Genomic DNA, 22,752 nt, shown 5'->3' on the forward strand with positions numbered 1-22,752 from the left:
TACCATAGTCCGTACGGGATTCGAACCCGTGTTACCGCCGTGAAAAGGCGGTGTCTTAACCCCTTGACCAACGGACCAGAGTTGTTTTCAACTCTTACTATTATACTGGCTTTTCAAACTTTGTCAACACTTTTTTTAAACTTTTTTTATTAATTTTACAACAGCTTCCGTTCGAGCTGTATGCGGGAACATATCGACCGACTGGATATAATGGAGATCATAGACTTCTACTAAACGTACTAAATCACGAGCCAAGGTCGAAACATTGCAAGAAATATAGACCATTTTTTCTGGTACATAAGTAAGAATAGTATCTAATAACTTATCATCCAGACCTGTACGTGGTGGATCCACAATCAGAGCATCTGCTCGGTAGCCTTCCTTATACCAGAGAGGAATAATCTCTTCTGCCGTTCCAGCTTCATAATGAGTATTGTCAAATCCCATTCTTTTAGCATTTCGCTTGGCATCTTCAATAGCTTCTGGAATAATATCCATACCTCTGAGTGTTTTTACTTTCTTTGCAAAGGCAAAACCAATTGTTCCAACTCCACAATATGCGTCAATCAAATGGTCTTCTTTACTAACATCCAGCGCTTTTACTGCCTCGCTATAAAGGACTTCTGTTTGTTCAGGATTCAGTTGATAGAAAGCTCGAGGAGATAGTGAAAATTCATAATCAAGTACACCTTCTTGAATACTCTCTTCTCCCCAGATAATCTCTGTCTTTTCACCATAAATTTCACTGGTTTTAGCTGTATTTGTATTCACAGCCACTGTCACAACTTCTGGAAAATCTTTAACTAAGTCTTTTACTAGTTGGGTTAAATTAAGCTGGCGGTTTGTAACAATAATAACCTGAACCTGTCCAGTCTTTCTTGCTCGTCGGACCATTATAGTTCTAACACCTAGAACTTTTCTCTCATCCGTGATTGGAATCTGGTGATAAGTAAGTAATTCTGCTAGACGATTAGCAATCACTTGGGTTTCCTTGTCTTGTACCAGGCAGTCTTTCAACTCTACTAAATAGTGAGAGTTTTGTGCATATAAGCCCGCCTTAACCTGATTTTTAAATTTTCGAGTCTGAAATTGTAACTTAGCACGGTAATATTTTGGTTCCTGCATTCCAATAGTTGGGCGGATTTCATAGTTTTCATATCCTGCAGGAGCAAATTTTTTTAGCGCTTGGTGAAGTAAGTCCGTCTTGAACTCCAGCTGCTTATCATAATGCAGGTGCATGATTTGGCAGCCTCCGCATTCATTGTAAATAGTACAAGCAGGCACAACACGGAATTTAGACTTCTTGTTGACCTTCAGTAGTTTTGCCTCTACAAAGTTACGTTTAATAGAAGTAATCTGACAATAGATATCTTCACCTTTGAGAGCACCAGGCACAAAGACTAAGGTTTTTTGATAAAAGCCGATTCCCTCACCATTAATTCCCATGCGCTTGATTTTTAATGGTATTTTTTGTTTCACTTTCAGATTCATATCCCTATCTTATCACATTTTGAGTTATAATAGAACTATGAAAATCACAAAACTTGAAAAGAAAAAAAGACTCTATATGATGGAGCTTGATAATGGCGACAAATGCTACATTACTGAAGATACAATTGTTCGTTTTATGTTATCTAGAGATAAGATGATAAGCGAAGAGGAATTGAAGGAGATTCAGGACTTTGCTCAATTTTCTTATGGTAAGAATCTAGCCCTCTACCACCTATCCTTTAAAGCTCGCACTGAAAAAGAAGTCAGAGAATATCTGAAAAAATACGATATTGATGAAGACATAGCTTCCCAAGTCATTGCTAATCTTAAAGAAGATAATTGGATTAATGATGGCCATTACGCTTATGCTATCATCAATGCTAATCAACTTTCAGGAGACAAGGGACCTTATGTACTGACTCAGAAACTAGTACAAAAGGGGATTTCAAAATCTACTATAGAGGAGACCTTGAAAGAATTTGATTTTTCGGAAGTTGCTCAACGTGTAGCTAATAAACTATTGAAAAAATATGAAGGAAAACTTCCAGCTCGTGCCTTGCAAGATAAGATTATCCAGAACTTGACCAACAAGGGATTTTCCTATTCTGATGCTAAAAGTGCCTTTGATCAGTTGGATAGTCAAGTTGACCAAGAAACGACTCAGGAACTCATCTTCAAGGAACTTGATAAGCAATATGCTAAGTATGCCCGAAAATATGAAGGATACGAACTTAAACAGCGTTTAACTCAAGTTTTAGCACGAAAAGGATACGATTTTTCGGATATAGCAAGCGCTCTCAGAGAATATCTTTAATATTTTCATGTAAAATTCACAGATTTTAGGTAATTTTATGATACAATAGTAAATGATAAACTTATAAATTGTAGAAAGTTGGTTAGTTATGAAGCTTCCAAAAGAAGGCGACTTTATTACAATTCAAAGTTATAAGCATGATGGGAGTCTCCACCGAACTTGGCGGGACACCATGGTACTAAAAACAACAGAAAACGCCATTATTGGTGTCAACGATCATACACTGGTTACCGAAAGTGATGGTCGTCGTTGGGTCACTCGAGAACCGGCTATTGTTTACTTTCACAAGAAATATTGGTTTAATATCATTGCCATGATTCGCGATAATGGAATTTCCTACTATTGCAATATGGCTAGCCCCTACTATCTGGATGAAGAAGCACTGAAGTATATTGATTACGATTTGGATGTTAAAATTTTTACAGATGGAGAGAAACGTCTCTTGGACGTTGAGGAGTATGAGCGTCACAAACGCAAAATGAATTATTCTGATGACTTGGACTATATTTTAAAAGAACATGTCAAAATTCTTGTTGATTGGATTAACAATGGACGAGGTCCTTTCTCAGAAGCCTATGTAAACATTTGGTACAAGCGCTATGTAGAACTAAAGAATCGGTAAAGTTGTCAAACTAGGGTGAAATCCCTGGTTTTTTATTTTAATACTCAATGAAAATCAAAGAGCAAACTAGGAAACTAACCTCAGATTGCTCAAAACACTGTTTTGAGGTTATAGATAAGACTGACGAAGTCAGTCACATATATATACGGCAAGGCGACGTAGACGCGGTTTGAATTTGATTTTCAATTTGATTTTCGAAGAGTATAAAAACCCAGCTTTGCAGCTGGGCTTATCCTTATATATCCAATTTTGTAACAGTAAATTTGATGTGGGAATAGTCTTTTTCCACATCCTTATCCAACAAGAAAGCTGTAGCGTCCTTCTTGACCTGAACAAGGTCAATATTCTGAGCTTGGGCTGCATAGACGCACCCACAATAACATTGACGATAGATATCATACTCCTCACACATCTCTACTGAACGTTTGTAACCCTGATTTTTCTTGAAATCGCTGGGAAGATAGTGGGTGGTATAAATCTTTTGCACATCGATTCCGATACTGTTGATGGTTTGAGAATTCTTATGAGGACTGATGGTCAAGGCTGATCCAAAGTAGTCAAAACCTAAATCCATAGCCACTTGCGCTGTTTTATCCAGGCGGTAGTCAAAGCAAACCTTACAACGGTCGCCACCTTCAGGCTCTTCTTCCAAACCTCGAACCAGTTTACGATATTCGTTAGGTTCATAAGGAGCTTCTAGGTATTGAACGTTATTGCCAGTTCGCTCATTGAAATCACTGACAAACTTTTTAGTCACATAGGCACGCTTATGGTATTCTGCCTTGGGATGGATATTGGAATTAGCAAAATAGATAGTCACGTCTGCATACTTAGTCAAATATTCTAGAGTATAGGTACTGCAAGGGGCACAGCAAACATGCATGAGAATGGTTGGGCGCTGCTCATTTTTCTCCCATACTTGTACCATCTTCTGCATAACACGGTCATAATTAATCTTCTGATTGGGGTTCATCTTGCTCAGAATTTCTTCTACATCGATCATGTTCTTCTCCTTTTTCTAGTCTTATTTTATCATATAAGTTAAGAGAGCTCAAATCAATTTAGAAGTGAATATCATAAAAAGGAGGAATAGACATTCCCTCCTTTTGTGTTTTTTATAAGTTGTTTTCTATAGAAAGCTTACATCATGCCACCCATCATGCTTGGATCCATGGCTGGAGCCGGAGCTGCTGGTTCTGGTTTATTAGCTACGACTGCTTCCGTAGTCAAAATCAAGCTGGCTACAGATGCTGCATTTTGTAGGGCTGAACGGCTCACTTTAACTGGGTCGATGATTCCCTCTTCAATCATGTTGACCCATTCGCCAGTTGCTGCGTTGAAACCTGTACCAAGCTCGGCGTTTTTCAAACGATCGATAACGATAGATCCTTCAAATCCTGCATTGTGCGCGATCTGACGGACTGGTTCTTCCAATGCACGGAGAACAATATTGCGGCCTGTTGCTTCGTCTCCTGTCAATTCCAAATCAGCCACGGCTGGGATAACATTTACAAGGGCTGTTCCACCACCTGCAACGATTCCTTCTTCAACAGCTGCACGAGTAGCGTTGAGGGCATCTTCAATGCGGAGTTTCATTTCTTTCAACTCAGTTTCAGTTGCGGCTCCGACCTTAATAACCGCCACACCACCTGATAATTTGGCCAAGCGTTCTTGCAATTTTTCACGGTCAAATTCAGAAGTTGTGGTTTCGATTTGAGACTTGATAACCGCAACACGGTGAGAAATGGCTTCAGGATTTCCAGCACCTTCTACAATAACAGTGCTATCTTTGTCCACAGTTACTCTCGCTGCTTGACCAAGAGCTTCAATTGTCGCATCTTTCAACTCAAGACCAAGGTCTTCTGTGATAACTGTTCCGCCTGTCAAGATCGCAATGTCTTCAAGCATGGCTTTGCGACGGTCACCAAAACCAGGTGCCTTAACTGCTACTACGTTAAAGGTTCCACGAATCTTGTTCAAAACAAGAGTTGGAAGAGCTTCACCATCCACATCATCCGCAATAATCAAGAGTGGACGATTGCTTTGGAGAATGCTTTCGAGGAGTGGCAAAATTTCTTGGATATTTGAAATCTTCTTGTCGGTAATCAAAATGTACGGATTTTCAAGGTCAGCAACCATTTTTTCGCTATCTGTCACCATGTACTGTGAAAGGTAACCGCGGTCAAACTGCATTCCTTCCACAACTTCCAGTTCTGTTTCCATACCACGTGACTCTTCGATAGTGATGACACCATCTTTGCCAACTTTTTCCATGGCTTCAGAGATGTACTCACCAACTTTTTCAGAACGAGAAGACACGGCAGCAACTTGAGCAATGGCTTCTTTATTGGCAACAGGGATGGCGTTGTTTTTCAAGGCTTCTACTGCTGCGGCAACTGCTGTTTCAATCCCACGACGGATACCGATTGGGTTGGCACCTGCTGTGACATTTTTGATGCCTTCACGGACGATAGCTTGAGTCAAAACAGTTGCAGTTGTCGTTCCGTCACCTGCGATATCATTGGTTTTAGAAGCTACTTCTGATACCAATTTGGCACCCATATTTTCAAAATGGTCTTCCAACTCGATTTCTTTGGCAATGGTCACACCGTCATTGGTAATCAAGGGTGAGCCGAATGATTTTTCAAGAACGACATTACGACCTTTTGGTCCCAAGGTTACTTTAACAGTATCTGCAAGGATATCGACACCACGGACCATAGCTGAACGGGCATCTGATGAAAATTTAATTTCTTTTGACATACTTACTTTCTCCTTCTATTCTTCAATGATAGCCAAGATGTTAGCTTCGCCTACGATGATGTACTTTTCATCGCCATCTTTGACATCAAGACCTGCGTGAGCTTCAACTAAGACACGGTCTCCAGCTTTAACACTTGGAGCAACCAAGTCACCGTTCAAGGTACGAACACCTTGTCCAGTAGCCACTACTGTAGCTGTTTTCGTTTCTTCTTGGGCTGATTTTGCGAGGACAAAGCCTCCAACAGTTTGTTCTTTTTCTTCAATTTTCAAGACCACACGGTCTCCTAATGGTTTCAACATCTGCTTTCCTCCATGATGAGATAGATATTATTAGCACTCTTTATACCTGAGTGCTAATTCATAGTTCTATTGTATCACTTGGTCAGAAATAGTCAAGAAAAAAGTCTGACTTTCTCAAGATAAAAAGCCTGAGACCAACTCAGACTTTTTAATGCTTAAAATGGTAATTCTTCCTCTTCCAGGACCAAATCCGCCAAATCTTGGCCTGCATTATTTTCACGCATGGCACGTTGGGCACGACTTTCCAGAAGTTGGAATCCTGTGACAAGTACTTCAGTCACATAGTTCATCTGGCCATTTTTCTCAAAACGACGGGTACGAAGTTCTCCATCCACTGAAATGAGACTTCCTTTAGTTGCGTAGCTGGCCAAGCTTTCTGCTAGTCTGCCCCATAGAACCATATTGACAAAGTCAGCTTCGCGCTCCCCATTTTGGTCTTTGTAACGACGATTCACAGCAATGGTTGCACGCGCTACTGACTTGTCATTGTTGGTTTTGTGCAATTCTGGTGTAGACGTTAAACGTCCAATCAAGATAACTTTATTATACATATTTTCTTCCTCCTACTTATCTATTCGTAGGAAATCAAAAAAGTTACAGAAATTTGTAACTTTTCGAGAAAATTTTTTACTTTTTATGAACCATGAAACCTGTCGCTTGTTGATTGGCCATGATGGTCATATCTGTAATCTGCACACGACGAGGTTGACTGGTCACATAGACTACTGTGTCTGCGATATCCTGAGCTTGCAAAGCTTCTATTCCTTGGTAAACAGACGCAGCTCGTTCTTTATCACCGTGAAAACGTACCGTCGAAAAATCTGTTTCGACAATTCCCGGTTGAATAGTCGTCACCTTGATATCCGTTGCGATGGTATCAATTCGCAGTCCATCTGAAAAGGTCTTAACTGCTGCCTTGGTAGCTGAATAAACTGCTGCACCTGCATAGGCATAAATTCCTGCGGTTGAGCCCATATTAATGATATGTCCTTGATTTGCTTTTACCATTGCTGGCAAAAAACAGCGAGTAACTGCCATCAAACCTTTGACATTGGTATCCAACATGGTCAACATATCCAACTCTTCATAGTCCTGATAGGGTGCTAAACCTAGAGCCAGTCCGGCGTTGTTGACTAAGATATCAATCCGCCCTATCGTTTCTAGAATGTCAGAGCAAACAGTCTTTACCATAGCCATATCCGTCACATCCAGTGGAAAGGTCCAGACGGTTTGATTTGGAAAAGTTTCTGCAAACTCCGACTTAAGGGTTTCTAACCTGTCTGTCCGTCGTCCAGTTAGAACGACATTCTCACCCTGCTCCAGATAAGCACGCGCAATCGCTTCACCGATTCCTGATGTCGCCCCTGTAATCACAACATTTTTTGTCATCTTATTTCCTTCTAGGTGGTGTATTCAGATACTGACAAGTTCCTAAGCAGTCCAGTGCTTCGCTGGATCAAATGGAGTTCCGACAACTTGGTCTTCTGATAATTCAATAATACCACGTTTTTGCGGAGCATTTGGCAGATGCAATTCACGAGGACTACACATCATGCCAAAACTCTTTTCACCACGAAGCTCACCTGGGAAAATGAGATTGCCTTTGGGCATCATTGCTCCAGGAAGGGCTACAATGGTTTTCAGACCGACACGCGCATTGGGAGCACCTGCAACGATTTGTACCGTCTTATCACTTGCGACTGCAACTTGGCAGATGTTGAGGTGGTCACTATCAGGATGGGCTACCATCTCGACAATTTCACCAACAACAAACTTAGGTTCCTTGTCATTGACAATTTCTTCTTTAAAACCTTCCGCCTGCAATTCTTGGTTCAAACGAGCTACTTGTTCATCAGACAAAAAGACTTGACCGCGCTCTTCAATTTCAAACAAACTTGAAACTTCGAAAATATTCCACGCCACTGTTTCCCCATTATCTTTGAGGAAAACACGGGCTACCTTGCCTTTGCGCTCCACATCTAATTTGGCATCTCCTCTATTTTTCGCGATGACCATAAGGACATCACCGACATGTTCTTTGTTATATGTAAAAATCATTGTTTCCTTTTTCTCCTATTTCAGTCCTGCTAAAAAGTCGTTAATTTGTTGCTTGCTTTTACGGTCGCGATTAACAAAACGACCGATTTCCTTGTCTTTTTCTAGAACTACAAGGCTAGGAATTCCGTAAACATCCCAGAGTTTGGCTAAATCCATGTACTGGTCTCGGTCCACCCGAATAAAGGTGAACTCTGGATTGGTCTCCTCAATTTCTGGCAAGGCAGGATAGATATAACGGCAATCGCCACACCAGTCCGCCACAAAAAGAAAAACCTTCTTGCCATCTTTTTCTACTAAAGATGCTAATTCTTCTAAACTTGCTGGTTGTATCATAAGACTTCCTCCTCATAGACTAGGTCTTCATGTTCATAGACAAAGGTATAATGACGGCCATCCTCAAAAATGACGCCACCAACCAAGCTCTCTAGACTGCTTTCATAGACTTGAACATAGAGGGTCGCAATTTCCCCCATGTCTGAAAAATGGTCTCGCACAATCGCTGTCAACTCTTCCTGAGTCTTCCTGAGCTTACGGTCATCTGCAACTTTTTTCGTAGCAAGGGCAAGGCTTCCAATACCTAGCAGAGCCAAGCCTGCCATCCACATTTTTTTAGCTTTCATACCATTCATTTTAACACAAAAAAGGCTTTAGGACAAATGAGGAAACAGAAAAAAAGCAAGTAAAAAGCCCCTTCCTTTAAGGAAAAGGACTTCTTATACTCAATGAAAATCAAAGAGCAAACTAGGAAGCTAGCCGCAGATTGCTCAAAGCAGCGTTTTGAGGTTGTGGATAAAGCTGACGTGGTTTGAAGAGATTTTCGAAGAGTATTATTCTTATTGCCAGGCACCTGAGTTGCCAACGTAGTAACCATCAGGGGTGTAGGTATTGCGAAGCATCTTACCTGATGAAGCCAGATAATACCACTTGCCATTATCTTTGACCCAATCATTCGCTAGCATGGCACCAGAAGAACTTACATAATACCATTCTCCCTTGTCATAAACCCAAGCGCTTGCTTTCATGGCTCCTGAAGTTGATAAATAGTACCACTTGCCTTGATCGTAAAGCCAGTCACTCGCAATCATGGCTCCTGATGATTTAAAGGCATACCAGTTGTTACCTTGATAAAGCCAAGTTTGATTGAACATGACTCCTTTATCATTCATAAAGTACCAAGTTCCCTTGTCATAAACCCAATCCTTCTGCACTAATTGACCTTGTTTTTGATAGTACCAGTTTTGGTTTGATTTTAACCAGCTTTCTGCTTTTACAATCGGATAAAGTTCTTTGAAAGCTCCTCCATCATATTTATGACTGATAGATTTTAGTTTTTCTAGTTTCAACTCGTCATTATCATAATTTGCCCAAGCAAAAACTTTTTGACCATTAACAGTCTCTGGTAAAGTAGCAGTGTAAGTCTTGGTTTGATAATCCCATTTAGCATCGAGGTAGGTGTATTGATCATTTGATTCTTTAATATGGTAGTAGCCTCTCTTTCCACTATCATTATGAATATCATCCACAACTTTCGTTGACCAGGTCTTTACTTCGTTTCCGCTCTTAGCCTCGACCTTGATATCTCCTCTATAGCCATATGGAACATAGAAATTCAGGTAACGCCCTTCTTCCCCGATCATAGACTTGTCCTTTTCTTGACCTAGGAAATTGACAGTCTGATCTTGACCATCGAGACTGACCGTCCACTCGATTTTCTCGGTTTTTGGCAAATCCAAGACTTTGATATCCACTTCATGGCCATTGTTAAACCGAAGAATCTTGCCATCTTGATACTGTACTCCACACTTAACAACCCATTCTTCTTTAAGCTCAAATGCCTGCCCTGAATGAGGAAAAGCCAGTAAAGCTAAACCTGCTAGAGACAAACCAAATAGTGTGATTTTTTTCATCGTAGATCCTCCTTAGGATTTTTTATGTTAATTATATCACTATGTTTTTATTTTGCAACTCATATCCTAAATATGCAAGTAAAAAACCTCTGAGATTCTTCTCAAAGGTTCTGATTTGGCTAATTGCTGTTCTCAACTGCTGCAGTGACAAAGGCAGTGTAGAGTTCTTCTGGACGATTTGGACGGCTTGACAGTTCAGGGTGATACTGACACGCTACAAAGAATTTATTTTCAGGAATTTCCACAATTTCGACCAAACGATTGTCTGGAGAAACTCCTGAGAAGACAAAACCTGCTGCCTCAAACTGCTCACGGAAGACATTGTTAAACTCATAGCGGTGACGGTGACGGCGTTGCACCACTTCTTGATTGTGATAAGCAGCTGCTGCCTTAGAACCACGTTTCAACTTAGATGGGTAAAGCCCCAAACGAAGGGTTCCCCCCATATCCTCAACATCAATCTGATCACGCATGATATCAATGATAGGGTATTTTGTTTCTGGTGCAAGTTCAGCAGAATTGGCACCTTCAAGACCCAAAACATGACGAGCAAACTCGATACAAGTCAACTGCATTCCCAAGCAGACTCCCAACATTGGAACATCATTCTCACGCGCATAGCGAATGGCTTGGATTTTCCCTTCCGTACCACGTTGACCAAAACCACCTGGCACGATGATTCCATCTGCATCAGACAAGAGCTCTGACACATTCTCCGCTGTCACATCATTGGCATTGACCCAATTAATCTTAACTTCTGCGTCATTGGCATAACCAGAGTGTTTCAAGGCTTCAACCACAGAGATATAAGCATCTTGCAACTCCACATACTTACCGACAAGGGAAATTTTAACTTGTTTCTTAAGGTTCATAACCTTGTCTACCATAGCTGACCATTCTGTCATATCCGCTACTGGTGCATCTAATTTCAAATGGTCACAGACAATTTGGTCCATACCTTGCGCCTGCAAGTTCAATGGAATTTGGTAAAGGTGTTCAACATCCAACGATTCGATAACAGCTTCTGGTGCCACATCACAGAACTGTGCTAGTTTGTTTTTAATTCCTTGACCAGCTGGTTGCTCTGTACGAATAACCAACATATTGGGTTGAATTCCCAATCCACGCAATTCTTTGACAGAATGCTGGGTTGGTTTGGTTTTCATTTCACCAGCAGCCTTGAGGTAAGGAAGCAAGGTTGTATGGATGTACATAACATTATCCGCACCAACATCTGCCTTCATCTGACGAAGAGCCTCTAGGAATGGTAAGGACTCGATATCTCCTACTGTTCCACCAACCTCTGTGATAATGACATCAGAGTCTGTCGTTACAGCGGCACGCTTGATTTTCTCTTTCAAAGCATCTGTGATATGAGGAATAACCTGAACAGTTGCCCCAAGGTATTCTCCACGGCGTTCCTTACGAAGAACTTCACTGTAAATTTTACCAGTTGTCACGTTGGAATATTTATTAAGATTGATATCGATGAAACGTTCATAGTGACCCAAGTCCAAATCTGTCTCAGCTCCGTCATCTGTCACAAAAACTTCCCCGTGCTGGTAAGGACTCATAGTTCCCGGATCGATATTGATATAAGGGTCAAATTTTTGAATGGTTACTTTGAGACCACGATTTTTCAAGAGACGCCCCAGACTTGCTGCGACAATACCTTTCCCAATAGACGATACCACACCACCAGTTACAAAAATATATTTCGTAGACATAGATTCCTCTTTCTAAAATGCTCAAGGCCTTGTTAACTACGAGGGGACATAGAAAACAAGACCCTACTAATAAGAATAATCTGGGACGACTGCACCAGATTCACAACTAGAATACAAGAAGATAACTTCTTGAAAAAACAAAAATAGCTCCCTAAGAACTAGGGAGCCCCGACCTCTAAAAGAGGTGCCCGAACAATATGATACCTAAAAATAGGACAATTGTCAATAGCTAACTTTTATTCCTCGATGTTTTCAGTATCATCATCTGAAAACTCGTCGTCTTCTTCGTTGAGATCCACGTCTTCACCCAAGTCATCAGGGGCGATTTCATTGATTTCTGCATCGTAAGCTTCCACTTCATTTTTCTCATCATCTGGATTTTCATCATCATATGAAAGAGCTGGGTCTGCTTCGTATGCATCTTCGTCTTCTGGATCATCTGCATTGTAGTCAATGGCATCTGAATCACCATCCATAAAGGCATTGACACGTTTTTTCTTAGCTTTTGGAGCTACTTCATCGTCGTCACTTTCTTCAAGAGCGATGATTTCTTCGTCGATTTCGTCTACACCATACCATGAACGAAGACCCCATTTGTTGTCTCCAAGAGAGATGAAGCTACCGTCAAAGTTCAACTCTGTGTAGAACAAAGGCAAAGCTTCGCGGATATCGCTGTTTGATGTTCCAAGGTAGTTTTGAATTTCGTTTACAAGATCGCTAAAATGCATCTCATGATCGCGACCACGAAGTTCCAAGATAGCACGCGCTACCTCAATCATAGATAGTTCACTTTTTTCTTGCCCAGCAAATACTTCTAATTCCAAAGCGTTTCTCCTCATTTATACTACTATCGCCAGAGCGAACAGACTCTGACCTCATTTTATCATTTACTCTTTATTTTACGATAATTTTGCGGAATAGTCAAAGGTTAAGGGAGAGAAAGTGACAGGACTTTTTATTTCTTTGCTACCCAGCCGATAACATCGATTGGTGGATTTTCAATATCAATCCAGATAAATTCAATGCGATTATATATGAAAATTAAGCTACAATGTCGAACTTCTCAGAGCGGTTCGAACTTACAGAATTTGTCATGTAGTAACCTGCTTTCTAAAAGTAATTAGCTAGTCTGAGATAATAGGTAATAGCTAATGTTAGACTGGGTAAAATCTTAAAAAATTCTCAGTGAGAAGAAAGTTATAGATTAAGAAAATGAATATGAACTAACATTTCTTTTTACATGTTTTATTTTTGAATTATAATATTGTAAAAACTCATGTTCGTTTAAAGTATATACCTCATTAACTAGACTATGTTCATATTTATTTAAATCCCAAAACGTAAAAAATTCTTTTGTAGTTCTTTTTGAAATTTTTTTCTTTAAATTTCGATTCTTAAAGCTCGCTGGGATGGCATTTTCTGTGGCAATTTCGAGATATTCCGACGAAACATCATTCTTCTCTTCACGATATACTACAATATAATTCAATCGTTTTTGAAAATCTTTCAAATTAAATCCAAATGAGTCCATCAAAATCAAAAGACTATCTTTCAATTTTAAATTTAGCCCATGTTTCTGTTTTTGATCAATCTTGGCATTCTTAAATTCTATCAAAAATATTTGATCATTATTTCCTTCCAAATAAGTATCAACTGATTTTAAAATTGTATATGATGCATTTAAATGTTTGGCACAATAAATTTTTTTTACATTATCAAAATCAACCACATCGTCAGCAATATTCGATAACGCGTATCCTTGGTCATCTTTTGAACAATCTCTCAGTGTTTTTTGGCAGTTATTTTTGATAACATGACCACTCATAAAACAACTAATCATCATTCCCCTCCAAAAGTTCCTCGAGCTTGTCAAGTTTTTCAAAAGGTACTGTTAATAAATCATAAATTTTATTTGTTTCGTATTGAATATCTTCGATGATAGGGATATTTGACTCATCAACTTTCGCTAAATAGTATTTTGTATTTGACATAAGTTTATGAATTTTTGAATAGACTTCAATAGCATTTAAAAGATAGGGGCTATGAGTGTTAATAAGAATATGTAATCCAAATTCCTTCTGAAGTAGTACTATAATTTCAGCAAATTTCAATTGCCATTCTGGATGTAAATGTACTTCAGGTTCATCTAAGATCAGTGTTCCATTTTCTCTAATCACACCCTTTTCCAAAAGAGATTTAATTAAGTAAAATGTTTTCATACCCGAAGAATAATTGACTATATTAAGTTTTTTTTCATCCTCCTCATCTTTTGAACTATTTACAGACTCCGTTCGCAATAGATCATTAATATTCCTAAACACTAAGTTCAATCTATCCGTTGTTCTAGCTCGTAATGTATATGTATTATAGCTTTCATCTTCCATTTGTTCTATTAAGTGAGCATTATGATTCAATTTTGAATTGATTTTAAACCAAAAACTATCCAAATATATATTATCAACTATAGCTGCTGCGTCATCAATATAGACTACATCCGTTCTAAAATTCACTAATTTATCTGAAGAAGCCACATTTTGGTTAACTTCAACGTTTATTTGCTCTTCTTTTATTTGTAACGAAATTATCCCCGTTACTGGGTCATATATATTATTTATTTGATTATGGAATTCATCATTTAAATGCTTCGTTAAAATTTGATTAAAAATAGACTTGTCTGACTGAGATAACACCTCTTCAATACTTTTTGAAATGTCATCCAAATCTATAGTCTCAACACTTGAAACGGAATACCTAACATTACTATTATTAAATTCATCAATTGACTCCGTAATACTTTGTTTAAGAATATTTCTATGAAGTTTTCCATAGCTTTCATCAATAATGAGTAATAAATTGTCTGAAATTGTTTTTATCAACTCTCTAACAACTTGTCTTGGCGCTATCCTTCTAAATTGTCTTCTTTCAGGATAAGTTTCCCAATCCACCTCAATATCTGATAAATATTTTGACAAAATTTGATTAATTGATTTAGTTCTATCACTGGAAATTTTATTAAATAAATCATAGTTAGCGCTAAAGATTGAAAATAAAGAACGACTTATTGTGCTTTTTCCAGTACCATTATAACCAGCAATAGTTGTAATTCCTTTTATTTCAATTTCTGCATGTTTAATGTTCCCTATATTATCTATTATTAGTTTCATGTATTATCTCCTTTTGAAATAGGACTCTTACCATCAGTCTATCATAAACTACGTAAAAAAGCAGAACGAGAACATAAATTGTCTACTAAATATATCTTATTTTATTTCACCAACTTCTTCATCTCATCAATCCGTGCGACGGTCGCATCATATTTCGCTTGGTAGTCGGCTTGTTTGTCGCGTTCTTTTTTGACGACTTCTGCTTTGGCATTGGCTACGAAGCGTTCGTTAGAGAGCTTCTTACCGACCATATCCAGTTCTTTTTGCCATTTAGCCAGTTCTTTGTCGAGACGAGCAAGTTCTTCTTCGACATTGAGGAGGTCTGCCAGTGGCAAGTAGATTTCTGCTCCTGTGATGACGCTTGACATTGCAAGTTCAGGCGCAGGGATGTTTGACGCGATTTCCAAGTGTTCTGGATTTGTAAAACGTTTGATGTAGTTGACATTGCTGTTAAAGAAGGCTTCCAAGTCGCTATCGCTTGTCTTAACAAGGATGGTAATAGGCTTGCTTGGTGCTACGTTTACTTCCGCACGCGCATTACGAACAGCACGGATCAAGTCTTTAAGGCTTTCCACACCAGTGTGGGCAGCAAGGTCTTCAAAGGCTGGATTGACAGTTGGGTAGGCAGCTGTAACGATAGAGCCTTCTGAAATTTGTCCAAAGATTTCTTCTGTCACGAATGGCATGATTGGGTGGAGGAGACGAAGGATCTTGTCCAAAGTATAAAGGAGAACAGAACGTGTGATGACTTTCTCTTCTTCGTTGTCGCTGTATAGGACTTCCTTGGTCAACTCAACGTACCAGTCCGCAAACTCATCCCAGATGAAGTTGTAGAGGATGTGTCCAGCGACACCAAACTCAAACTTGTCAAAGTTGGCAGTAGCTTTGCCGATCGTTTCATTGAGGTTGTGGAGAATCCAGCGGTCTGTGACATTTCCAGCTTCCTTGTTGGCAACTTTTTCCACATTGACAGTAGCTTGTTCAAGGGTCAAGCCTTCATTGTTCATGAGGATGTAGCGAGAGATGTTCCAGATTTTGTTAATAAAATTCCATGAAGCATCCATTTTCTCGTAAGAGAAGCGCACGTCTTGCCCTGGTGCAGAACCATTTGAAAGGAACCAACGAAGGGCATCTGCACCGTATTTCTCAATAACATCCATTGGGTCAATCCCATTGCCAAGAGATTTAGACATCTTGCGTCCTTGCTCGTCACGGATAAGACCGTGGATCAGAACGTTTTGGAATGGCTGACGACCAGTGAATTCCAATGATTGAAAGATCATACGAGATACCCAGAAGAAGATGATATCGTAACCTGTTACCAATGTTGAAGTTGGGAAGTAACGTTTGAAGTCTTCTGAGTCGACATCAGGCCAGCCCATGGTTGAGAATGGCCAGAGGGCAGAACTGAACCAAGTATCCAAGACGTCTTCGTCCTGAGTCCATCCGTCACCTTCTGGAGCTTCTTCCCCAACATACATTTCACCCTCAGCATTGTACCAAGCAGGGATTTGGTGGCCCCACCAGAGCTGACGAGAGATTACCCAGTCGTGGACATTTTCCATCCATTGGAGGAAGGTATCGTTGAAACGAGGTGGGTAGAATTCTACCTTGTCTTCTGTGTCTTGGTTGGCAATGGCGTTCTTAGCCAATTGATCCATCTTAACGAACCATTGCGTAGACAAGCGTGGCTCCACCACAACACCTGTACGCTCTGAGTGACCAACACTGTGAATACGTTTTTCGATTTTAACGAGGGCACCGATTTCTTCCAACTTAGCAACGACTGCCTTACGAGCTTCAAAACGGTCCATGCCTGCAAATTCGAAGGCAAGCTCGTTCATAGTTCCGTCGTCGTTCATGACGTTGACTTGTGGCAAGTTGTGGCGTTGACCCACCAAGAAGTCGTTTGGATCATGGGCAGGCGTGATTTTAACAACACCAGTACCAAACTCGGGATCGGCATGTTCGTCTGCAACGATTGGGATTAGTTTATTAGCGATTGGAAGGATGACGTTTTTTCCAATCAAGTCCTTGTAGCGTGGATCTTCTGGGTTGACCGCAACGGCAACGTCTCCAAACATGGTCTCAGGACGAGTAGTGGCAACTTCAAGGGCGCGTGAGCCGTCTTCCAGCATGTAATTCATGTGGTAGAAGGCACCTTCCACATCCTTATGGATAACTTCGATATCAGAAAGGGCAGTGCGAGCAGCTGGGTCCCAGTTGATGATAAACTCACCACGGTAGATCCAACCTTTCTTGTAAAGGTCCACAAAGACCTTACGAACAGCTTTTGACAAACCTTCGTCAAGAGTGAAACGCTCACGAGAGTAGTCTACAGAGAGCCCCATCTTGCCCCATTGTTCCTTGATAGTAGTGGCATATTCGTCTTTCCATTCCCAGACCTTGTCGAGGAATTTTTCACGACCTAGGTCATAACGTGTAATACCCTCTCCACGCAAGCGTTCCTCAACCTTAGCTTGAGTCGCAATCCCCGCGTGGTCCATCCCTGGAAGCCAAAGTGTATCAAAGCCTTGCATGCGTTTTTGACGGATAATGATATCCTGCAAAGTCGTATCCCAAGCGTGACCAAGGTGAAGCTTACCAGTTACATTTGGTGGTGGAATCACGATTGAATAAGGCTTGGCTTTTTGATCGCCTGAAGGCTTGAAAACATCGGCATCAAGCCATTTTTGGTAACGACCAGCCTCAACCTCTGCTGGATTGTATTTAGGTGAAAGTTCTTTAGACATGTGTTTGTCCTTTCTAGTTATTATTTTTTTCTTTCAAAACTTTAGAAACCATTTTGTTTACCAAAGATTCAATCATGGCTTTCATTTGTTTTTTAAATTGCTCACTTTTTAAGTATTCTGTTATTAAATCGAGAATAAATTTAATAACAGCTTTTCCTCCCTTAGCAGCTAAATTCCCAACATTTGCCATTCTATACTCCTTTTTTCAACTCTCGAATAATCTTCTTCAGGTATTTATTCTTTGTCGTCTTTTCTAAAAATTCATAAGCACTCTTTTTCAATTGTACTTCTTCAATATTAGGATTTAACTCTGCTTCCATTTTTAGCGCATGGTATAATGCCTTAGGTTTCAAGTCAATGCTATCTTGAAATTCAATCATTTGTAGCTTAACTTCATCATCTATCTTAGACTGAAGTTGTGGTGTTATCAAATCATCAGGTAAAATTTCCTTATACTTATTGATTCCTTGAGACAAGTTCATTTCAAATCTATTAACTTCTTCTACCTGTTCTTTTTCTATTTCTTTAACAATCAATTCTAAACTATCATTTTCCATCTATATACCTCCATTTCTATTTAGTTACTTAAATTTAAAAAATATCATTCACTACTAGAATCAGAAAAATTCTTGTTTTAATTGTAAATCCAAGTTTTTCTGCGACTCGTTGACTGTAGAAAGCCTGCTGGATATGCGACCTCTGGGAGACTAGCTTAGGTATAGATATCCTCAGCATCTGCCACTGTAGGAACTCGTAGGACGAGTCGTTCGGTTTCTAATCGTTCTGGTAATTCAGCTCTTGACATCCTTCATCCTCGCTTTCTTGATGAAGCTCCCCATAGAGTCAACACGGTTATCTAAATAGCGATAAATGCGCTGGTGACCGTCCCCCATAAAGTAAGTCGGTGAAAAACGGTCATTTTTAAAATGCCCTTTCTCATTCAAGAGATCTGGATCAGCAAGTCGCTCAACAATCTTAGCGAAAATATGACAAATTCCCTCTTCCTCGATAATCCGATCTACCTGACAATTCAAAACGACTGGACAATCCTCTAAAATCGGTGCCTGAGTCCGTTCAGAAATCTCGTAGTCTAGCCCCAGGTGTTTCAGTTTCTCCCGATGACTGATAAAACCAGCCTGCTCCATATCGAGCATGAGATTTTCATCAGGAATATTTACGGTGAACTTCTGATAGTACTTAATCTGGTCAGCCGCATTTTCCTCAGTGCCAACACCGATGACCAGCCAATCTCCCAGGCTATAAGAGGAGCTACAGGTCGTAATATTGTGTCCAAAATTCTGATCCTGATACCCCAAAATGAAGATAGGAAAACCATAATAGAGTTTACTTGTGTTAAAAGATTGCTTCATGACAACCTCCTTTGCCTAAGACACAAAAGAAAAGCCCTGCCATATCCATGACAGGGACGAATGTGTTTATCCGCGGTACCACCCAAATTCGGGCAACGCCCGCAACTCTCGTCTTTAAAACAAAAAGACACTTTTATTTCAATTTTTCAGTCATTAGCAACCAGTTTTGACACATTTGTGGACTTCTCAGCGCCGCCACTTTCTGTAAAATGCGAGATTCAAAACACCTCTAATGGCTCTATTGTAGCAAGATTCTTTCGGAAATGCAAGGGACAAGAAAGATTACTTGAATTTGATGCCGTTTTCTTTCAATTTCTTGATGGTAGCTGGGCCGATTCCTTTCAAGGCAAGGAGTTCTTTTTCAGTCCAGTTTTTGAAATCTGAAGCAGACTTGATTCCTTCATCATAGAAGGTCTTAGCACGGTCAAGTGGAAGTCCACCCAAGTTTGCTGCAAAATCTTCTACAGAATTGGCTACTTTTTGAGCTTGCTCTTTGGTAGCTTCTACTGCTTGTTCAACTTTTTTAGAAACAGCCTTACTAGCTTGGCTTGCTGACTGTTCTGCACGTTTCACGACTTTTTTTGTCTCTTCTACAACCTTAGTCACAGTACTTGAAAAAGCACCTGCACGACGGAGGCTATTTCGTAATTGTTTTTTACGATTGAGTTTCTTTGACATGATAAAATCCTTTCAATAAAAAACCCCTGCTCTGACAAGGATTTAATATAAATATTCTATCAAGATTTTAGTAAAAAATCAAGAATCTTTCTCGTTTAATAATTTCGCTCACCAAACAAGCCATCTGGCAAATCATGGAATCCCTTACCTGCTTTGAAGTTTTCAAACTTACCAAGCAAGAACTGATAAGCATCCAAGCGGCTTTCGTAGCGAATCATGGCATCTTTGGCACGCTCGTCTTGGTCCTCTTCGTAGACTTTTTGGCTTTCCTTGTGTGCCATGTCATTGATCATAATCTGGGTATTGACCCAAGCTTCAAATTCCTTCATAAATTCTTGTTCGTAACTCATTTTTTCTCCTTATTCTAATCCACGGAAATAGTCCGTGTCAATCTCACGGTAGGGCTGGATATCCTGAACATACTCCAGCACCCCTTGAAATTCTCCCTCTTCATCGTGCACTGCTGCGTAGGTGATGTGGACAAACTTACCTCGCGACTCAGACTTGAACCACATTTCATACTTGTCCTTAGTACCCTCACGAAGCCCCTTCATAATGGTCTTAACCTTGTCCAAATACTTAGGTGGATGACAGAGTTCAACATTGCGCCCAACTTGTGACGGCGTCCGTTTGAAAATCATCTCGTCAGTCGGCGTATTGTCATTATAATACTGGAAAATATCGTCTTTATTGACAAAAGTAATCTCCATAGGGAGGTGATTGAGAATGAGATTGGCCTGCTCGACCGAGAGATAGCCATTGCCAAAAGACTGTTGACTATGACGGTCCAGCACTGCTTCCTTTTCCTTAGGAGTAAAGGTAATTGTAAACTGACCTTCTGGCGTATCGATGACTTTCTGAACTTGACCCTCTACCGTTTCTAGCTGAATAGGCTCCTCTGCGCTCTTTTCCTCAACAAAACTCTGTCTTTCTGGCACCCATTTCTCAGACGGACGGATGATGGCATAGCCATAGGTATCGCTCTCCTCCGCAATCTGAAGCCAGTCATCCTGAGTAAAGGACTCAAGGAGAATCATGAGAAGGATGGACTCTTCCTTGAAAATCATACTTTCAAACTCTGTCGCAAAAGCTTCAAAAGCTTCCTTTACACTGCGAATCGGCACTTCAGGTAGTGACTTGGCTGTCGCTAAAGCTGTTTGAAAGAGTTCCCTGATCTGATCATCCACTCCCCACATAACTTTTGGAGGCGAATCGTGACCATAGCGCTCCATGATGGGAAAGAAAAGTTCTTCTTTACGTTGGTAATGGATGTCAAATTGCCCCACAAGACCCATCTGACGAACCAAGCCCTTGCGCATCTCCGCAAGCATTTCTTCATCTTCCATAGACTCATAAGTATCTAACAATCTCCGAATGCGAATCAAGGCAGCGCGGAGAGCCAGATTTTCTTCCTTAAAGACACGAACTGGGTGCCCAGGGTGTTCGGTATCTGAAACTTCAACACCTTTAATAGCATTTTTAAAAAGATTGGCATGGACATCGCAGAGTTCCATGACATCTTCAAAGGTGACACCTGAGTCTGAGTTCATCAGCTCGTGCTCCATGAGGGAAATCTCGATGGCTGAGACACCCGCAAAGGTCGCATCAAAACGCTCCTGAATCGACTCAGGAGAGGCACCATTGTGCAATTCTAACAAAATATCCCGCAGGACATGAATCCGTTCATCTACCATTAGTCTAAACCAATCACTTCGTAGCCATTCGCTTCCAGTATGCGGACAATCTTGTCCATAGGAGTTCCTTCAAGCTTAGAACCCTGTTTAAGCGATACTTTGCGCCCAACGGTGTTGCGCATCAAAGGATTGGCTAGAGGTTTAAAACCCAGCTCCACTAGGATTTCCAAGACTTCTGGATGCTTGTCCACCACTTCTGCAACAGGAATTGACACATCGATGATATTATCCATGACGACCTCCATTGTATGTTCTAAAATGATTTTACTTCTTTCATTATACCATAAGGAAAGAGATTAAAAAACTAGCAGTAGAGTTCCTGCTAGTTCTCTGCGATTTGGATTACCATCTAGATAAGTTTAAAAAGCCAATCCAATATTTTAAATAATATCTTGTAAAACAGCAATTGGACCGCAAAAGAGATGATCATCCACAGGAATTTCATAATCCCAAAAATTGGTTTGATAAAAATAATAGCAAGAAGACCCAAAAAAAATTTCATTCTCTCTCCTCTGGCTTAATGAGCCACCGAGCCGTATCCATTAACTTGTCTGCAATAAAGAGTTTCCCCAGACCGACAACGGCATGGTCATCTTTCTTTATCGTTTTCATTACTTTTACACCTTGCATGGTCAAAAAGTAATTCCCGTAAGTTTTAGCTAGAGTTTTTATGAGTCCCATATTATCTTCCCTCGTTTAACTACACTTTCAAAATATTAACGATACCAGCCTTGCTGGCTATTGCTGAAAAATCGTTCTCTCTCACTCTTTTTATTTCCTATAATATCATACAAGTTGAATTTTATAAAGCTTTTTAATATAACTCTGGAAATATTCCGCCAGCATGTTTTATTGCCTTTTCCCCCACAAAAAAAGAGGGTTTCCCCTCCTTTTTAGTTCTTATCCAGATTGCGTAGCATCTCGTCAATCTTGTTTCCATATTCGATGGACTCGTCTTTGACGAAAGTCAAATCTGGGATTTTGTACAATTTCAAATTGCGACCAAGTTCACGTTTAATGGTACCAGTTGCTTTTTCAAGCCCGATTTGAGCTTTTTGATTATCTGAAGCAAGGTTACTCAAAATGGTGTAGTAAACCTTGGCAACAGACAAGTCACCTAGCATCTGAACATCTGTGATGGTCACACCTTGGACACGCGGATCACGGACTTTCTTTTGCAAAATCTCATTGACTTCACGCTTGATTTCCATGCCCACACGGTCCGTACGGAAATGATTTGCCATGATATTCCTTTCTCTACTTCGAACCAAAAGCTAGGCCAGCAGACCTAGCTATTTTTAAATTTATTGATTTTCATTTCAAATTGTAACGAAGTTCAATTTGAAATAATCTGCTTCTTTCGCCGTGGTGAAAGTGATGGAACTGATTTATCAGTCCCATCACAGGGGAT

Annotated in this window: 26 protein-coding genes, 1 tRNA gene and 1 pseudogene; 2 read left to right on the forward strand and 26 right to left on the reverse strand. The window is 40.1% G+C overall.

Translation table 11 applies throughout. The features are described 5' to 3' along the window. Positions 1-5: 5 nt before the first annotated feature. A tRNA-Glu gene (locus OCF95_RS07600) sits at positions 6-77 on the reverse strand. Between the two features lie 58 nt (positions 78-135). After that, positions 136-1,491 carry a 23S rRNA (uracil(1939)-C(5))-methyltransferase RlmD gene (gene rlmD / locus OCF95_RS07605; RefSeq protein WP_173875852.1) on the reverse strand — a complete coding sequence of 452 codons (1,356 nt, stop codon included), beginning with the start codon at positions 1,489-1,491 and terminating at the stop codon, positions 136-138. A 37-nt stretch (positions 1,492-1,528) separates the two neighbouring features. On the opposite strand from rlmD, the gene recX reads away from it, so the two are divergent. Next, positions 1,529-2,305, forward strand: a complete 777-nt coding sequence (gene recX / locus OCF95_RS07610) for a recombination regulator RecX (protein ID WP_033684804.1) — start codon at positions 1,529-1,531, stop codon at positions 2,303-2,305. An 88-nt stretch (positions 2,306-2,393) separates the two neighbouring features. After that, positions 2,394-2,927 (forward strand): nucleoside tri-diphosphate phosphatase, encoded by a 534-nt coding sequence (gene ntdP, locus OCF95_RS07615; RefSeq protein ID WP_000775316.1) that lies wholly within the window; start codon positions 2,394-2,396, stop codon positions 2,925-2,927. 235 nt (positions 2,928-3,162) lie between these two features. Here the strand turns inward: ntdP and OCF95_RS07620 are convergent, their stop codons facing one another. From OCF95_RS07620 to rbfA, 24 genes and pseudogenes are all read right to left on the reverse strand, one after another. Next, positions 3,163-3,930, reverse strand: coding sequence for an epoxyqueuosine reductase QueH (locus tag OCF95_RS07620; RefSeq protein WP_020900987.1), 768 nt, complete (start codon positions 3,928-3,930; stop codon positions 3,163-3,165). A gap of 137 nt (positions 3,931-4,067) precedes the next feature. Beyond that, positions 4,068-5,690: a chaperonin GroEL gene (gene groL / locus OCF95_RS07625; RefSeq protein WP_143952463.1), complete on the reverse strand. Its 1,623-nt coding sequence runs from the start codon at positions 5,688-5,690 to the stop codon at positions 4,068-4,070. Positions 5,691-5,705: 15 nt separating this feature from the next. Continuing rightward, on the reverse strand, positions 5,706-5,990 hold the full coding sequence (gene groES / locus OCF95_RS07630; RefSeq protein ID WP_000917335.1) for a co-chaperone GroES: 285 nt from the start codon (positions 5,988-5,990) through the stop codon (positions 5,706-5,708). A gap of 155 nt (positions 5,991-6,145) precedes the next feature. Further along, complete coding sequence (locus OCF95_RS07635; RefSeq protein WP_000282439.1) at positions 6,146-6,541, reverse strand: single-stranded DNA-binding protein; 396 nt, start codon at positions 6,539-6,541, stop codon at positions 6,146-6,148. 76 nt (positions 6,542-6,617) lie between these two features. Next, on the reverse strand, positions 6,618-7,379 hold the full coding sequence (locus OCF95_RS07640; RefSeq protein WP_000165332.1) for an SDR family oxidoreductase: 762 nt from the start codon (positions 7,377-7,379) through the stop codon (positions 6,618-6,620). A 42-nt stretch (positions 7,380-7,421) separates the two neighbouring features. Beyond that, on the reverse strand, positions 7,422-8,048 hold the full coding sequence (gene ytpR, locus OCF95_RS07645; protein ID WP_261065730.1) for a YtpR family tRNA-binding protein: 627 nt from the start codon (positions 8,046-8,048) through the stop codon (positions 7,422-7,424). Positions 8,049-8,063: 15 nt separating this feature from the next. Then, positions 8,064-8,381, reverse strand: coding sequence for a thioredoxin family protein (locus OCF95_RS07650; protein ID WP_000615777.1), 318 nt, complete (start codon positions 8,379-8,381; stop codon positions 8,064-8,066). Next, the gene (locus OCF95_RS07655; RefSeq protein ID WP_001013977.1) at positions 8,378-8,677 is read right to left on the reverse strand and encodes a DUF4651 domain-containing protein; all 300 of its coding nucleotides are present in this window, start codon (positions 8,675-8,677) and stop codon (positions 8,378-8,380) included. Before OCF95_RS07655 ends, OCF95_RS07650 begins: the two co-directional genes overlap by 4 nt. A 204-nt stretch (positions 8,678-8,881) precedes the next feature. Then, the gene (locus tag OCF95_RS07660) at positions 8,882-9,955 is read right to left on the reverse strand and encodes an N-acetylmuramoyl-L-alanine amidase family protein (RefSeq protein WP_023948248.1); all 1,074 of its coding nucleotides are present in this window, start codon (positions 9,953-9,955) and stop codon (positions 8,882-8,884) included. A gap of 119 nt (positions 9,956-10,074) precedes the next feature. Then, positions 10,075-11,682, reverse strand: coding sequence for a CTP synthase (locus tag OCF95_RS07665; protein WP_261105173.1), 1,608 nt, complete (start codon positions 11,680-11,682; stop codon positions 10,075-10,077). Positions 11,683-11,918: 236 nt separating this feature from the next. Continuing rightward, positions 11,919-12,506, reverse strand: coding sequence for a DNA-directed RNA polymerase subunit delta (gene rpoE / locus OCF95_RS07670; protein WP_000418416.1), 588 nt, complete (start codon positions 12,504-12,506; stop codon positions 11,919-11,921). A gap of 380 nt (positions 12,507-12,886) precedes the next feature. Next, positions 12,887-13,522 carry a hypothetical protein gene (locus OCF95_RS07675; protein WP_261105174.1) on the reverse strand — a complete coding sequence of 212 codons (636 nt, stop codon included), beginning with the start codon at positions 13,520-13,522 and terminating at the stop codon, positions 12,887-12,889. Beyond that, a complete protein-coding gene (locus OCF95_RS07680; RefSeq protein WP_261105175.1) occupies positions 13,515-14,846 on the reverse strand; it encodes an AAA family ATPase in 1,332 nt (443 codons plus the stop codon). The genes OCF95_RS07675 and OCF95_RS07680 overlap by 8 nt, the downstream gene beginning before the upstream one ends. 101 nt (positions 14,847-14,947) lie before the next feature. Then, positions 14,948-17,599: a valine--tRNA ligase gene (locus tag OCF95_RS07685; protein ID WP_261105176.1), complete on the reverse strand. Its 2,652-nt coding sequence runs from the start codon at positions 17,597-17,599 to the stop codon at positions 14,948-14,950. Positions 17,600-17,612: 13 nt separating this feature from the next. Beyond that, entirely contained in the window at positions 17,613-17,789 is a 177-nt protein-coding gene (locus OCF95_RS07690; RefSeq protein WP_160313322.1) for a hypothetical protein, read from the reverse strand. A 1-nt stretch (position 17,790) separates the two neighbouring features. Further along, positions 17,791-18,156 carry a hypothetical protein gene (locus OCF95_RS07695; RefSeq protein ID WP_044791613.1) on the reverse strand — a complete coding sequence of 122 codons (366 nt, stop codon included), beginning with the start codon at positions 18,154-18,156 and terminating at the stop codon, positions 17,791-17,793. A 158-nt stretch (positions 18,157-18,314) separates the two neighbouring features. Next, positions 18,315-18,404: pseudogene (locus tag OCF95_RS07700) on the reverse strand (GNAT family N-acetyltransferase); the annotation flags it as partial. Continuing rightward, positions 18,391-18,969, reverse strand: coding sequence for a flavin reductase family protein (locus tag OCF95_RS07705; RefSeq protein WP_261105177.1), 579 nt, complete (start codon positions 18,967-18,969; stop codon positions 18,391-18,393). The gene OCF95_RS07705 and the pseudogene OCF95_RS07700, both read right to left, overlap by 14 nt. A 282-nt stretch (positions 18,970-19,251) precedes the next feature. After that, complete coding sequence (locus OCF95_RS07710) at positions 19,252-19,647, reverse strand: helix-hairpin-helix domain-containing protein (RefSeq protein WP_042900374.1); 396 nt, start codon at positions 19,645-19,647, stop codon at positions 19,252-19,254. Positions 19,648-19,742: 95 nt separating this feature from the next. After that, the gene (locus tag OCF95_RS07715) at positions 19,743-19,997 is read right to left on the reverse strand and encodes a DUF1912 family protein (protein WP_000119706.1); all 255 of its coding nucleotides are present in this window, start codon (positions 19,995-19,997) and stop codon (positions 19,743-19,745) included. Positions 19,998-20,006: 9 nt separating this feature from the next. Then, complete coding sequence (locus OCF95_RS07720; protein WP_261078427.1) at positions 20,007-21,341, reverse strand: DUF438 domain-containing protein; 1,335 nt, start codon at positions 21,339-21,341, stop codon at positions 20,007-20,009. Next, the gene (locus tag OCF95_RS07725; protein ID WP_020903132.1) at positions 21,341-21,574 is read right to left on the reverse strand and encodes a DUF1858 domain-containing protein; all 234 of its coding nucleotides are present in this window, start codon (positions 21,572-21,574) and stop codon (positions 21,341-21,343) included. Before OCF95_RS07725 ends, OCF95_RS07720 begins: the two co-directional genes overlap by 1 nt. A 265-nt stretch (positions 21,575-21,839) precedes the next feature. Then, on the reverse strand, positions 21,840-22,022 hold the full coding sequence (locus OCF95_RS07730) for a hypothetical protein (protein WP_020903130.1): 183 nt from the start codon (positions 22,020-22,022) through the stop codon (positions 21,840-21,842). Between the two features lie 212 nt (positions 22,023-22,234). Further along, the gene (rbfA, locus tag OCF95_RS07735; RefSeq protein ID WP_001273601.1) at positions 22,235-22,585 is read right to left on the reverse strand and encodes a 30S ribosome-binding factor RbfA; all 351 of its coding nucleotides are present in this window, start codon (positions 22,583-22,585) and stop codon (positions 22,235-22,237) included. Positions 22,586-22,752 lie beyond the last annotated feature (167 nt).

Source organism: Streptococcus mitis (genome assembly GCF_946188615.1).
In the GTDB taxonomy this organism is placed as follows: Bacteria; Bacillota; Bacilli; order Lactobacillales; family Streptococcaceae; genus Streptococcus; species Streptococcus mitis_BZ.

Excerpts from the sequence above, each read along its gene's own strand:
- OCF95_RS07655 (WP_001013977.1), bottom strand. The coding sequence starts at position 8,677 with ATGAATGGTATGAAAGCTAAAAAAATGTGGATGGCAGGCTTGGCTCTG.
- OCF95_RS07640 (WP_000165332.1), bottom strand. The coding sequence starts at position 7,379 with ATGACAAAAAATGTTGTGATTACAGGGGCGACATCAGGAATCGGTGAA.
- ytpR (WP_261065730.1), bottom strand. The coding sequence starts at position 8,048 with ATGATTTTTACATATAACAAAGAACATGTCGGTGATGTCCTTATGGTC.
- OCF95_RS07685 (WP_261105176.1), bottom strand. The coding sequence starts at position 17,599 with ATGTCTAAAGAACTTTCACCTAAATACAATCCAGCAGAGGTTGAGGCT.
- rbfA (WP_001273601.1), bottom strand. The coding sequence starts at position 22,585 with ATGGCAAATCATTTCCGTACGGACCGTGTGGGCATGGAAATCAAGCGT.
- OCF95_RS07705 (WP_261105177.1), bottom strand. The coding sequence starts at position 18,969 with ATGAAGCAATCTTTTAACACAAGTAAACTCTATTATGGTTTTCCTATC.
- OCF95_RS07675 (WP_261105174.1), bottom strand. The coding sequence starts at position 13,522 with ATGATTAGTTGTTTTATGAGTGGTCATGTTATCAAAAATAACTGCCAA.
- groL (WP_143952463.1), bottom strand. The coding sequence starts at position 5,690 with ATGTCAAAAGAAATTAAATTTTCATCAGATGCCCGTTCAGCTATGGTC.
- groES (WP_000917335.1), bottom strand. The coding sequence starts at position 5,990 with ATGTTGAAACCATTAGGAGACCGTGTGGTCTTGAAAATTGAAGAAAAA.
- OCF95_RS07695 (WP_044791613.1), bottom strand. The coding sequence starts at position 18,156 with ATGGAAAATGATAGTTTAGAATTGATTGTTAAAGAAATAGAAAAAGAA.
- OCF95_RS07620 (WP_020900987.1), bottom strand. The coding sequence starts at position 3,930 with ATGATCGATGTAGAAGAAATTCTGAGCAAGATGAACCCCAATCAGAAG.
- recX (WP_033684804.1), top strand. The coding sequence starts at position 1,529 with ATGAAAATCACAAAACTTGAAAAGAAAAAAAGACTCTATATGATGGAG.
- OCF95_RS07710 (WP_042900374.1), bottom strand. The coding sequence starts at position 19,647 with ATGTCAAAGAAACTCAATCGTAAAAAACAATTACGAAATAGCCTCCGT.
- ntdP (WP_000775316.1), top strand. The coding sequence starts at position 2,394 with ATGAAGCTTCCAAAAGAAGGCGACTTTATTACAATTCAAAGTTATAAG.
- OCF95_RS07690 (WP_160313322.1), bottom strand. The coding sequence starts at position 17,789 with ATGGCAAATGTTGGGAATTTAGCTGCTAAGGGAGGAAAAGCTGTTATT.
- rlmD (WP_173875852.1), bottom strand. The coding sequence starts at position 1,491 with ATGAATCTGAAAGTGAAACAAAAAATACCATTAAAAATCAAGCGCATG.
- OCF95_RS07720 (WP_261078427.1), bottom strand. The coding sequence starts at position 21,341 with ATGGTAGATGAACGGATTCATGTCCTGCGGGATATTTTGTTAGAATTG.
- OCF95_RS07680 (WP_261105175.1), bottom strand. The coding sequence starts at position 14,846 with ATGAAACTAATAATAGATAATATAGGGAACATTAAACATGCAGAAATT.
- OCF95_RS07650 (WP_000615777.1), bottom strand. The coding sequence starts at position 8,381 with ATGATACAACCAGCAAGTTTAGAAGAATTAGCATCTTTAGTAGAAAAA.
- OCF95_RS07725 (WP_020903132.1), bottom strand. The coding sequence starts at position 21,574 with ATGGATAATATCATCGATGTGTCAATTCCTGTTGCAGAAGTGGTGGAC.
- OCF95_RS07730 (WP_020903130.1), bottom strand. The coding sequence starts at position 22,022 with ATGGGACTCATAAAAACTCTAGCTAAAACTTACGGGAATTACTTTTTG.
- OCF95_RS07715 (WP_000119706.1), bottom strand. The coding sequence starts at position 19,997 with ATGAGTTACGAACAAGAATTTATGAAGGAATTTGAAGCTTGGGTCAAT.
- OCF95_RS07660 (WP_023948248.1), bottom strand. The coding sequence starts at position 9,955 with ATGAAAAAAATCACACTATTTGGTTTGTCTCTAGCAGGTTTAGCTTTA.
- OCF95_RS07665 (WP_261105173.1), bottom strand. The coding sequence starts at position 11,682 with ATGTCTACGAAATATATTTTTGTAACTGGTGGTGTGGTATCGTCTATT.
- OCF95_RS07635 (WP_000282439.1), bottom strand. The coding sequence starts at position 6,541 with ATGTATAATAAAGTTATCTTGATTGGACGTTTAACGTCTACACCAGAA.